Raw genomic sequence first — 11,053 nt, forward strand, 5'->3', positions numbered from 1 at the left:
CCTTATATAGTCGCGGACTCGTCGGCCCGAAAGTCCCCCGGCAGGACACGCGCGAAGGTCAGCACATCGACCGCTCCGGCGCCGCCCTTCTTCAGCGCCCTGGCGACCGAGCGCACGGTGGCGCCGGTGGTGTAGACATCGTCGACCAGAAGCACGCGGCGCCCAGTGATCTCGATTTCGGCTTCCGCAGGCACACGGAAGGCGGCGCGGACATTGGCCTCGCGCTCCTGCCGCTCCAGCCCGACCTGCTGGCGCGTGAGCTTGACGCGCCGGACCGCCGAGGGCGAGAAAGGCAGCCCGCTAAGCTGCGCAACCGCCCTTGCCAACTCCGCCGACTGGTTGAACTGCCGCCGAAAGAAGCGCCGCCAGTGCAGCGGCACCGGTACGACGACATCGGCGTCTGCAATTACCTCAGCGCCGGCGCGCAGCATCCAGCGCGCCATCCACGGCGCCAGATCGGTGCGATCCTGGTATTTCAGCCCTTGCACCATCTGGCGGGCGACACCGGAATAGGCCACGGCCGCCCGCGCCCGCTCGAACGGCGGCGGATCGGCGATCGCCTCGGCCGACAGGAACCCCTCGCCCATATCGTGGGTGAATGGCGTGCCCATCACCGCGCACCATGGCCGCTCCAGCAGCCTCAGCTTCGGCCAGCAGGCACCGCACAAAACGCCGGGTTGCGAGACGTACCTGCGACAGCCGGCACAGACCGGCGGGAACAGCATCCGCGCCGGCCAGTCCAACATGGCCAGTTTCAACATGGTTTGAGCGAGGCTCTTGATCTCCATCACCGGATCGGCCACGTGGTTTTGTCGTCCGCGCCAGGATATCACTAGACGGACAAACAGGGATGTCTACCGTTGCAGCCGATCATCGATACTGAACTTTGGCTGGTGCGCAAGCGCAGGGCGCTGGCCCACCCCGTAGCCGGCGCGGATTTTCTGATGCGGCGGGCGGCGGAAGACCTTGCCGACCGGCTCGGCGCGGTCGAGCGGAAATTCGGCAAGGCCGCGGTGCTGTTTTGCCAGACGCCGGACGCAACGGACGTGGTCGCTGCAAGCGGCAAGGCAGCGGAGATCGTGCGCGTCGAGGCAGATCCAGCGTTTCTGGACGGCCGGCCAGGGCTGATAGCACCGCTGGAAACAGTGCCGTTCCAGCCGGAAAGCCTCGACCTCGTCGTTTCACTTCTGTCGTTGCAGGCGATGAACGACATTCCCGGCATGCTGGTGCAGATCCGCCGCGCTCTGCGGCCCGACGGGCTTTTCCTCGGCGCCTTTGCCGGCGCCGGCACGCTTTCCGAATTGCGCGAAAGCCTGCTCGCCGCCGAGACCGAACTCTATGGCGGCGCCAGCCCGCGTGTCATCCCCTTCACCGATGTTCGCGACGCCGGCGCACTGCTGCAGCGCGCCGGACTGGCGCTACCGGTGGCCGACGTCGAAACGGTGACCGTCCGCTACGATACCCTCTTCGACCTCATTGCCGATCTCAGGGCGATGGGCGAAACCAGCGCGCTGACCGATCGCAGCCGGCGACCGGGAGCGCGAAAGCTTTTTACCCGTGCCGCCGAAATCTATGCCGAACGCTTTTCGGACGCTGATGGCCGCATCAGGGCAAGCTTTTCCATCGTCTGGATGTCGGGCTGGGCGCCCGATGCCTCGCAGCAAAAGCCCTTGAAACCGGGTTCGGCGAAGGTCTCGCTGAAGACGATACTGGAAAACCCCGACGGGCGGTGACGGCGCTCCGGATCAGTGCTCGGCGAAGGCGTTTGCGAGCCTGCTGTTGTTGTCGCTGAACAGAAACTGGATCGCATTGCTGGCCTTGCCGACACCCCCGACGATGGCAAGCGACAGCACCGCAACGATCAGGCCATATTCAATGGCCGTGGCGCCTGTTTCGTCCTGCAAAAATCGGCGCAGCAATTGCTTCATGATCGTCGATCCCTCTCATCCCCGACCATATCGCCGACCTGTTAAGAAAGGTTAACGGCACAAGCTTAACAGGCTGTGAAATGGGCCTGCGTTGAGGAAGTTCTCAAGCTGGTGTCGACCTTGTTGGTCAGCAGTCGCCGCTGCGTTGGCCGTCGGCGCGGATGATGCAGACTGAGCTCGGTGAGGGCTGCAGCACGCTTCTGCGCAGCGTATAGGTGGCCCGCGAGCCGATCGAACCCGTGCTCATCGGGTCGAGACCGCCTGCAAGAGCATCGCGGCTGGATGATCGCGTCTGGTTGTCCAGCACGGGGACCGCGATCAGCGCCAGCGCCACTGCGGCCGAGCCGAACAACAGCGTGACGCGCAATAAGCCGACGCCGGCGGCGCGAAAGCTGCGATCTGGCCGGATCGAGTCCCATTCCCTGTCGAGGCTCATGCAATCGCTCCCCGCGAACCCGCTTTGCCGCAATTTTTCACGACGAGATAAATCTTCCATTAACGCTGGCTAGATCAGACCGCGAAATGGCTTTGTATCACAACAGGTCGATGAGGAACTGGATTAGCGGCGCGTCGGCCGGCGGCATGGGATAGTCGCGCATCTGCTTTGGCCGCACCCATTTCAACGCCTGCCCTTCCCTGGGCTGCGCGATGCCGCGGAAGCGGCGGCAGACGAACAGGGGCATCAGGAGATGGAAATCATCATAGGAATGGCTGGCGAAGGTTAGCGGCGCCAGGCAAGGAATGTCAGTCTCGATGCCGATTTCTTCCTGCAGTTCGCGGATCAGGCATTGTTCCGGCGTCTCGCCTGGCTCTACCTTGCCGCCGGGAAATTCCCACAGGCCGGCAAGCTGTTTGCCCTCGGGCCGCTGCGCCAGAAGCACCCGCCCATCGGTATCGACCAGCGCGCACGCGGCGACCAGCAGCAGGCGTTTGCCGGTGATCTCGCTCATGCGCCCGGCGGCCGGCGATAGTGGTAGCGATAGACTTCGTCGAAGCCCAGCGAGCGATAGAGCGCCAGCGCCGGCGCATTGCCGGCCTCGACCTGCAGCCAGGCTTCGCGAGCGCCACGCAGCCTCGCCCACTTCAGCGCCGACAGGATCAGGTTGCGGCCATGGCCCTGATTGCGCGCCGACTTGGCGGTGGCGATCTCGAACAGACCGGCAAGATCGCCGTCATGGACGCAGATCAGCACCGCCAGAGGGTCGGCCCCTTCCTCCAGCGCAAACAGCCCGACTTCGGGTTGGATAGCGCCGATGATTTCCGAAAGACCGGGCCGCAGCGATGCATCCGAGCCGCTGACCTTGAGCGACGCGCCGAGAAAGCGGCTGATATCCTTCAGCGGAATCTGGTCCATGGCCGGCGCCAGTTGCGCGTCCGCCAGCGGCAGCCGCATCACCAGGGATTCGTCGAATGTGCTCCAGCCCTCATTGTCGAGATGCTTGGCTAGGTCCGGCCCCGACAGCGGCGAGATGCGGAAGGTCAGCGGCCTGCCATAGGCGTCGAAGCGCCGGCTGGCGCGGCCGATGCGCTCGGCAATGTGCTGGGTGTCGCCGGGATCGAGCGGGTTGACCGAGTTCAGCCGCTTGGCCGGATGGCCGGCTGTCAGCCGCACCACCCAGGTGCCGTCATAATGCACGGCCGCCGCCGGCCAGGCGCGAAACCCCGCAGCCTCGTAGCGGCGCACGATGGCGAGCATGCTTGCCGGATGCCTGGAAGCCAACTCCATCAGCTCCGGTAATCGCCATTGATGGCGACATATTCCTTGGTGAGGTCGCAGGTCCACACCGTCGCCTTGCCGCGGCCGATACCGATATCGGCGCGGATGCGAATGTCGTCGCGCTTCATATAGGCCGAGGTCGCTTCCTCGGAGTAGCCCGGGTCGCGTTCGCCCTCATGCGCCAGACGGTTGTCGCCGAACCAGATCGACAGCCGGTCGCGATCGGCCGGCTCGCCGGCCTTGCCGACGGCCATGACGACGCGGCCCCAATTGGCGTCCTCGCCGGCAACCGCCGTCTTGACCAGCGGCGAATTGGCGATGGACAGCGCGATGCGCTTGGCCGAGCGCGCCGATTTGGCGCCGGTAACGGTGACTTCGACCTGCTTGCGGGCGCCCTCGCCGTCGCGCACCACCTGCAGCGCCAGCGATTTGAGCACCTTGCCCAGCGCCCGGCGGAACGCGCCGAGACGCGCATCCTTGGGATCGCTGATGGCGGGCGCGCCGCGCTTGGCAGCGGCTCCGGTGGCGAACAACAGCAGCGTGTCGCTGGTCGAGGTGTCGCTGTCGACGGTGACGGCGTTGAAGGTCTTGGCGGTGCCGCGCGACAACAAGTCCTGCAGCACGGGGGCGGCGATCGGCGCATCGGTGGCGATGAAGGACAGCATAGTCGCCATATCGGGCGCGATCATGCCGGCGCCCTTGGAGATTCCATTGATGATGACGTCGGTGTCGCCGAGCTTGACCGTCGCTGTCGCCACTTTCGGATAGGTGTCGGTTGTCATGATGGCCTTTGCCGCCTCGGTCCACAGATCCGGCTTGCCGTCCTTGACCAGTCCGGCCAGCAAATGGCTGAATTTGGTGGCGTCGAGCGGCTCGCCGATTACCCCGGTAGAAGCGAGGAACACTTCGCCTGGCGTGCAGCCTGCGGCCTTGGCCGCTGCCTCGCCGGTCAGTTGGGTGGAGGCGCGGCCCTTCTTGCCGGTGAACGCGTTGGCGTTGCCGGAATTGACCACCAGCACTCGCGCCTTGCCGGCGCCAAGGTTCTCGCGGCAGAAGTCGACCGGCGCCGAGGGGCATTTCGACTTCGTGAACACGCCGGCAACCGCTGTGCCGGCATCGAAGACCATGGCCAAGAGGTCGGTACGGTTCTTGTACTTGATCCCGGCCTCTGCGGTGGCGATGCGCACGCCCTCAATGGCAGGCATTTTGGGATATTTCTTCGGCGCGAGCGGCGAAATCGTTGCGGACATTGGGGACCTCGGGCGACGGAAAAACGCTAGGCGAAGGCCGGTTTGCCCGATAGCACGGCCCGGCGCAAGGGCGTTTTCTTGGCCGCCGCTGTCGGCAAGCCACCAGGGATTAAGCTTGCATTTCAAATCCGTTGGCGTCACCGGGGCCTCTGGCGTTATGATATCGGCCATGGGCAGGCTGGTGATCTTGGCGGTGGCGTTTATGGGGCTTTTGCTCCTGAGCGCCGATGCGCAGCCGGAACGGCGCGTGGCGCTGGTCATCGGCAACGGCACCTATGCCGAAGCCGGCACGCTCACCAATCCGGTCAACGATGCCCTCGATATTGCCGGCAAGCTGCGCTCGATCGGCTTCGACGTCATCGAGGGCAACGATCTCGGCAAGCGCGAACTCGAGCGCAAGATCGGCGAATTTTCCGATGCGCTGGAAGGCGCCGGGGTCGGGCTGTTCTATTATGCCGGCCACGGCCTCCAGGTCGAAGGGCGCAACTACATCGTGCCGGTCGACGCCCGGCTCGACATGCCGGTCAAGCTGCAGCTCGAAGCCGTGCCGATCGACGAAGTCCTCGACATCATGGAGCAGCAGACCAAGGTCAGCCTGGTTTTCCTCGACGCCTGCCGCAACAATCCCTTTGCCCGCAGCCTGAGCCGCACCGCCGCCACGCGCTCGGCAACGGCGCTTGCCGGTCTGGCGCAGTTCGATTCGACGCGCGGCTCCTTCATCGCCTTCTCGACGGCGCCGGGCGCTGTCGCCATGGACGGCACCGGACGCAATTCGCCGTTCGCCGCCGCCCTGCTGCGGCACATGGCCGAGCCCGGCCAGAGCATCAACGACATGATGATCGCGGTGCGCCGCGACGTGGTCTCCGAAACCCGCGAGGGACAGCGCCCATGGGAACAGGGTTCGCTGCTCGAACGGTTTGAGTTTGTGCCCGGCGGCGAAACGGTTGCACAGCCGAAGCCCGCCGTCCCCCCGGCGCCCGAAACAAAGGTTGCGGCACTCGAACGGTCTGTAGGCGACGACAAGATCGCAATCGAGAAATTCCTGCGCGACGACTATCTTGCGCCCGATGCCGCGGCGATCGGCGAGACCGTCAAGCGGCTCTATGCGCCTTCCGCCACCATCTTCGGCACGCGCTATGACAGCGACGCCGTCGTCAAGCTCAAGACGGACTGGTTCGCGCAATTTGCATCCTGGTCGTTCAGTCTCGAGCCCGGCAGCCTCAATGTGACGCCGCAGGGCGAGAACCGCGCCGAAGCCGTGTTCGCGATGAGCTACGACTATATGTCGAAAGACAAATCGGCGGCGCGCATGACCGGCAAGGCACGAGTCACGCTTGGGCTGGTGAAGAGCGACGGCCAGTGGCGGATCGCCTCGGAAACCTCGCAAGCGATGAACTGAAAATGCCCGCGAAGGGCGAATGTGAGACCTGCTTCTACAAGCGCTGGAAACGGGCCGTTTCGTTTGCCTGCCAGCTCACCTATATTGCCGGCGAGATTGTTGGCGAGGACAGACATGGGCGAGGATCCGGCGCGCAGATCGATCGGGGCGCGGCGCAACCCAGACAGCGCCGAGGCCATTCTCGAGGCCGCGGAGGCGGTGCTGGTCGAGGCCGGCTATGCCGGCTTCTCCATAGAGGCGGTGGCGCGGCGGGCGCGCGCCGGCAAACCCACGATCTATCGCTGGTGGCCGAGCAAGGCGGCCCTGCTGTTAGAGGTCTACAAGCGGCAAAAGCGTGTCGACGTCCCCGATACCGGCAGTCTCGAAGACGACCTCGTCGGTTTCCTGAGGAACCTCTTCGCGCATTGGCGCGACACATCCTCGGGCAGCGTATTCCGCTCGCTGATCGCCGAGGCCCAGTCGGACGAAGCGGCGGCCGCGGCCCTGACTGGCTATGCCGATGGGCGCGTGTCCCACACCGCTCGGATCATCGAGCGCGCCAAGGCGCGCGGCGAGGTTGCGGCCGATATCGACGCAGCGCTGGTCGCCGACCTCATCGCTGCCTATGCCTGGAAACACCTTTTGACCAACCGGCTGGACGAAGATGAGGCGACAATCCTTGCCACTGTCCGCTATGTGATGTCAGGCATCTCCCGCAATTGAAAAGGGCGCCGAACGGCGCCCTTTGCATGTTTTCGGTGCCGGCCTTACTTGCCGGCTTCCATCGTGTCGACGGCCTTCTTCAGATTGGCGTCGGGGATTTCAACCTTTGCGGCGCCGCGCAGCTGCTTGACCAGTGCGAAATACTTGTCGCGGATCACCGCCTGCTTGGCCTGGTCCTTGACGTCGTCGAAGGCCGGCGGCTGTTTGGTGCGCTTGTCCTCGAGCTTGATGACATGCCAGCCGAATTGCGTTTGCACCGGCTCCTTGGTGTATTTGCCGATTTCGAGCGCAACTGCCGCCTTGTCGAATTCCGGCACCATCTGCCCCGGGCCGAACCAGCCGAGATCGCCGCCATTGGTTTTGCCCGAGGGATCGCTGGTATGCTCGTTGGCGAGCTTCTGGAAGTCGGCACCGCCATCGAGCTGCTTGATAATCGCCTCGGCCTCTTCCTTCGTCTTCACGAGGATGTGACGGGCATGAATCTCATTGACCGGCGGCGTGCTGGCGATTTCCTGGTCGTAGCGGGCGCGCACCTCGGCATCGGTAACCTTGTCGACGACGCCCTTCTCGACCATCTCGCTATGCAGCGCGCGCTGCTGCAGGAACGCCATGCGGCGCTGGAATTCGGGATCCTTGTCGAGCCCGGTGGCGACCGCCTGGGCGGCCATGACGCGGATTTCGATGGCCGCCGAAAGGGCCGCGGCGCGGCGCTGCTCGGGTGGCAACTGCGAGAACTGCTGCGACAGCTCGCCCTCGGCAAGCCCAAGGTCCGCCTCGGTCAGCTTCTGGCCATTGACGGTAGCGATGACGGCGTTCGGATCGACGGGGGCTGCCGCCGGCGCTGCTGCGGCATCGGCCGGGGCGGGAGCGGCTTCCTGGGCCATCAGCGGAGACAGCGACAGGGCCGACAGGCCGAAAGCCAAGCCAAGGCTGGCGAGCGACGCACGGCGAAACAGTAAGGACATCAAGATTAACTCCAAGGGGGGATTGGTAGGGCTTGCAGATCAGCCGGATTGTGGCGGAATTTGGCGCTGCCCATAGGGCTAACGCGGCGTTGACATCAGTTGAGCCCCCTCTTATCTGTCCAACGACTTTGCGTCCAGAACCGTTTTCCGGGCGCTTTTTGTGTTTGTCCGCGTTTCACGCGGAATTGATGGGGCCGGCCGGCGCTCATCTCAAGATTGAGAATTCTATCGAAAGGACCATCGGATGGTCAGTCTCGGCGGTCTCGCCCGTAAGGTTTTCGGTTCCTCCAACGATCGTCGCGTAAAATCGACCCGGCCGCGTGTCGAGGCGATCAACGCCATGGAAAACGAGATGCGGGCGCTGTCCGACGCCGAGCTTCAGGCCCGCACGGAAAAATTCCGCCAGGATATCGCCAACGGCGCCACGCTCGATGACCTGCTGGTGCCGGCCTTCGCCACCGTCCGCGAGGCATCCCGCCGCGTGCTCGGCATGCGCCCGTTCGACGTGCAGCTGATCGGCGGCATGGTGCTGCACAATGGCGGCATCGCCGAAATGCGTACCGGCGAGGGCAAGACCCTGGTCGCCACCCTGCCCGTTTATCTCAACGCGCTTGCCGGCAAGGGCGTCCATGTCGTCACCGTCAACGACTACCTTGCCACCCGCGACTCCGAATGGATGGGCCGCGTCTACAAATTCCTCGGCCTCTCGGTCGGCGTCATCGTCCATGGCCTGTCCGACGAGGAACGCCGCGTCGCCTACGCGTCCGATGTTACCTATGCCACCAACAACGAGCTCGGCTTCGACTATTTGCGCGACAACATGAAGTATGAGCGCGCGCAGATGGTGCAGCGCGGCCACAATTACGCGATCGTCGACGAAGTCGATTCCATCCTGGTCGACGAGGCGCGCACGCCGCTGATCATTTCCGGTCCGCTCGAGGACCGTTCAGAAATGTACAACACCATCGATGCCTTCATGCTGCAGCTCGGCCCGGCCGACTACGAGATCGACGAGAAGCAGAAGACCTCGATCTTCACCGAGGAAGGCACCGAGAAGCTGGAAAACCTGCTGCGCGCGGCCGGCCTGCTCAAGGGCGAGTCGCTCTATGACGTCGAGAACGTCGCCATCGTCCACCACGTCAACAACGCGCTGAAGGCGCACCGGCTGTTCCAGAAGGACAAGGACTACATCGTCCGCAACGACGAGATCGTCATCATCGACGAATTCACCGGCCGCATGATGCCGGGGCGCCGCTATTCGGAAGGCCTGCACCAGGCGCTCGAAGCCAAGGAGCATGTGGCGATCCAGCCGGAAAACCAGACGCTGGCATCCGTCACCTTCCAGAACTATTTCCGCCTCTACAAGAAGCTGTCCGGCATGACCGGCACGGCGCTGACCGAGGCCGAGGAGTTCGGCAACATTTACGGCCTCGAAGTCACCGAGATCCCGACCAATCTGCCGGTCATCCGCAAGGACGAGGACGACGAGGTCTACCGGACGGTCGAGGAGAAGTACAAGGCGATCGTCAAGGAGATCAAGGAAGCGCGCGCCAAGGGCCAGCCGACGCTGGTCGGCACCACCTCGATCGAAAAATCCGAGCAGCTGGCCGAGCGCCTGCGCAAGGAAGGGTTCAAGGATTTCGAAGTGCTGAACGCCCGCCATCACGAGCGCGAAGCGGCCATCGTCGCCCAGGCCGGCAAGCCCGGCGCCATCACCATCGCCACCAACATGGCGGGACGCGGCACCGACATCAAGCTCGGCGGCAACGCCGAGATGCGCATCGAGGACGAACTGGGCGACATGCCTGCAGGCCCCGAGCGCGAGGCACGCGAAAAGGAAATTATTGCCGATGTCGAGCGCCTGAAGGAAAAGGCGCTGGCCGCTGGCGGCCTCTACGTGCTGGCCACCGAGCGCCATGAATCGCGCCGCATCGACAACCAGCTCCGCGGCCGCTCCGGCCGCCAGGGCGACCCCGGCCGTTCGAAATTCTTCCTGTCGCTGCAGGACGATCTGATGCGCATCTTCGGTTCCGAGCGCATGGACGGCATGCTGCAGAAGCTCGGCCTCAAGGAAGACGAGGCCATCATCCATCCGTGGATCAACAAGGCGCTGGAAAAGGCGCAGAAGAAGGTCGAAGCGCGCAACTTCGACATCCGCAAGAACCTGTTGAAATACGACGACGTCTCGAACGACCAGCGCAAGGTGGTGTTCGAGCAGCGCATCGAATTGATGGACGGCGAAGGCCTGTCCGAGACGATCGCCGAGATGCGGGAAGGCGTCATCGAGGAGATCGTCACCAAGAACATCCCCGAAAACGCCTATGCCGAGCAGTGGAACGTCGCCGGCCTCAAGGCCGAGGTCGCCGAATTCCTCAATCTCGACCTGCCAGTCGAGGACTGGGTCAAGGAAGAAGGCATCGCCGAGGACGACATCCGCGAGCGCCTGACCAAGGCCGCCGACGCCGCCGCCAAGGAGCGCGCCGAGCGCTTCGGCCCAGACGTGATGAGCTATGTCGAACGCTCGGTGGTGTTGCAGACGCTCGATCATCTGTGGCGCGAGCACATCGTCAACCTCGACCATCTGCGTTCGGTCGTCGGCTTCCGCGGCTACGCCCAGCGCGATCCGCTGCAGGAATACAAGAGCGAGGCGTTCGAGCTGTTCCAGGCGCTGCTCGGCAATCTGCGCCAGGCCGTCACCGCGCAATTGATGCGCGTCGAACTGGTCCGCCAGGCCGCCGAAGCACCGCCGCCCGAAGCGCCTGAAATGTTCGGCAGCCACATTGACGGCACCACGGGCGAGGACGATTTCGAGGGCGGCGAGACCGCACTTCTGGTCCGCCAGGAGAGCAACGCCATCGTCGCTCCCGAAGACCGCGATCCGAACAACCAGGCGACCTGGGGCAAGATCGGCCGCAACGAAGCCTGCCCCTGCGGCTCCGGCAAGAAATACAAGCACTGCCACGGCGCGTTTGCTTGATCATTAGGTCGGCGGGACAGCACCCCCCTCTGGCTTGCCGGCCATCTCCCCCTCAAGGGGGGAGATCAGCAGTTGCGGCGCTCTGACTTCTTTCAACTTCGACAATTGGCGAAAG

Annotated in this window: 11 protein-coding genes; 4 read left to right on the forward strand and 7 right to left on the reverse strand. The window is 64.3% G+C overall.

Annotated elements, in window-relative coordinates:
- Positions 1-2 precede the first annotated feature (2 nt).
- A complete protein-coding gene (locus NKI32_RS25045; protein WP_502897993.1) occupies positions 3-788 on the reverse strand; it encodes a ComF family protein in 786 nt (261 codons plus the stop codon).
- 72 nt (positions 789-860) lie between these two features.
- Between NKI32_RS25045 and NKI32_RS25050 the strand changes: the two genes are divergently transcribed.
- On the forward strand, positions 861-1,733 hold the full coding sequence (locus tag NKI32_RS25050; protein WP_023704291.1) for a methyltransferase domain-containing protein: 873 nt from the start codon (positions 861-863) through the stop codon (positions 1,731-1,733).
- Between the two features lie 12 nt (positions 1,734-1,745).
- Here the strand turns inward: NKI32_RS25050 and NKI32_RS25055 are convergent, their stop codons facing one another.
- From NKI32_RS25055 to argJ, 5 genes are all read right to left on the reverse strand, one after another.
- Positions 1,746-1,928 carry a Flp family type IVb pilin gene (locus NKI32_RS25055; protein ID WP_023704292.1) on the reverse strand — a complete coding sequence of 61 codons (183 nt, stop codon included), beginning with the start codon at positions 1,926-1,928 and terminating at the stop codon, positions 1,746-1,748.
- Positions 1,929-2,055: 127 nt separating this feature from the next.
- On the reverse strand, positions 2,056-2,364 hold the full coding sequence (locus NKI32_RS25060; RefSeq protein ID WP_023694000.1) for a hypothetical protein: 309 nt from the start codon (positions 2,362-2,364) through the stop codon (positions 2,056-2,058).
- Positions 2,365-2,461: 97 nt separating this feature from the next.
- On the reverse strand, positions 2,462-2,878 hold the full coding sequence (mutT, locus tag NKI32_RS25065) for an 8-oxo-dGTP diphosphatase MutT (protein WP_023685791.1): 417 nt from the start codon (positions 2,876-2,878) through the stop codon (positions 2,462-2,464).
- A complete protein-coding gene (locus NKI32_RS25070; RefSeq protein WP_023713717.1) occupies positions 2,875-3,624 on the reverse strand; it encodes a GNAT family N-acetyltransferase in 750 nt (249 codons plus the stop codon). The genes mutT and NKI32_RS25070 overlap by 4 nt, the downstream gene beginning before the upstream one ends.
- 29 nt (positions 3,625-3,653) lie before the next feature.
- On the reverse strand, positions 3,654-4,895 hold the full coding sequence (argJ, locus tag NKI32_RS25075; protein WP_353004092.1) for a bifunctional glutamate N-acetyltransferase/amino-acid acetyltransferase ArgJ: 1,242 nt from the start codon (positions 4,893-4,895) through the stop codon (positions 3,654-3,656).
- A 169-nt stretch (positions 4,896-5,064) separates the two neighbouring features.
- Between argJ and NKI32_RS25080 the strand changes: the two genes are divergently transcribed.
- Both NKI32_RS25080 and NKI32_RS25085 read left to right on the forward strand, forming a co-directional pair.
- Positions 5,065-6,294, forward strand: coding sequence for a caspase family protein (locus NKI32_RS25080; RefSeq protein ID WP_353004094.1), 1,230 nt, complete (start codon positions 5,065-5,067; stop codon positions 6,292-6,294).
- A gap of 114 nt (positions 6,295-6,408) precedes the next feature.
- Positions 6,409-6,996 (forward strand): TetR/AcrR family transcriptional regulator, encoded by a 588-nt coding sequence (locus tag NKI32_RS25085; RefSeq protein WP_353004165.1) that lies wholly within the window; start codon positions 6,409-6,411, stop codon positions 6,994-6,996.
- Positions 6,997-7,040: 44 nt separating this feature from the next.
- Here NKI32_RS25085 and NKI32_RS25090 read toward each other — a convergent pair whose 3' ends face one another.
- The gene (locus tag NKI32_RS25090) at positions 7,041-7,961 is read right to left on the reverse strand and encodes a peptidylprolyl isomerase (RefSeq protein WP_353004096.1); all 921 of its coding nucleotides are present in this window, start codon (positions 7,959-7,961) and stop codon (positions 7,041-7,043) included.
- Positions 7,962-8,205: 244 nt separating this feature from the next.
- Between NKI32_RS25090 and secA the strand changes: the two genes are divergently transcribed.
- A complete protein-coding gene (secA, locus tag NKI32_RS25095) occupies positions 8,206-10,938 on the forward strand; it encodes a preprotein translocase subunit SecA (protein ID WP_023672992.1) in 2,733 nt (910 codons plus the stop codon).
- Positions 10,939-11,053 lie beyond the last annotated feature (115 nt).

The sequence above is a fragment of the Mesorhizobium sp. M0761 genome (assembly GCF_040320205.1).
In the GTDB taxonomy this organism is placed as follows: domain Bacteria; phylum Pseudomonadota; class Alphaproteobacteria; order Rhizobiales; family Rhizobiaceae; genus Mesorhizobium.

Coding starts and splice junctions, on each gene's coding strand:
- NKI32_RS25045 (WP_502897993.1), bottom strand. CDS start 788: ATGGAGATCAAGAGCCTCGCTCAAACCATGTTGAAACTGGCCATGTTG.
- NKI32_RS25055 (WP_023704292.1), bottom strand. CDS start 1,928: ATGAAGCAATTGCTGCGCCGATTTTTGCAGGACGAAACAGGCGCCACG.
- NKI32_RS25060 (WP_023694000.1), bottom strand. CDS start 2,364: ATGAGCCTCGACAGGGAATGGGACTCGATCCGGCCAGATCGCAGCTTT.
- mutT (WP_023685791.1), bottom strand. CDS start 2,878: ATGAGCGAGATCACCGGCAAACGCCTGCTGCTGGTCGCCGCGTGCGCG.
- NKI32_RS25070 (WP_023713717.1), bottom strand. CDS start 3,624: ATGCTCGCCATCGTGCGCCGCTACGAGGCTGCGGGGTTTCGCGCCTGG.
- argJ (WP_353004092.1), bottom strand. CDS start 4,895: ATGTCCGCAACGATTTCGCCGCTCGCGCCGAAGAAATATCCCAAAATG.
- NKI32_RS25080 (WP_353004094.1), top strand. CDS start 5,065: ATGGGCAGGCTGGTGATCTTGGCGGTGGCGTTTATGGGGCTTTTGCTC.
- NKI32_RS25085 (WP_353004165.1), top strand. CDS start 6,409: ATGGGCGAGGATCCGGCGCGCAGATCGATCGGGGCGCGGCGCAACCCA.
- NKI32_RS25090 (WP_353004096.1), bottom strand. CDS start 7,961: ATGTCCTTACTGTTTCGCCGTGCGTCGCTCGCCAGCCTTGGCTTGGCT.
- secA (WP_023672992.1), top strand. CDS start 8,206: ATGGTCAGTCTCGGCGGTCTCGCCCGTAAGGTTTTCGGTTCCTCCAAC.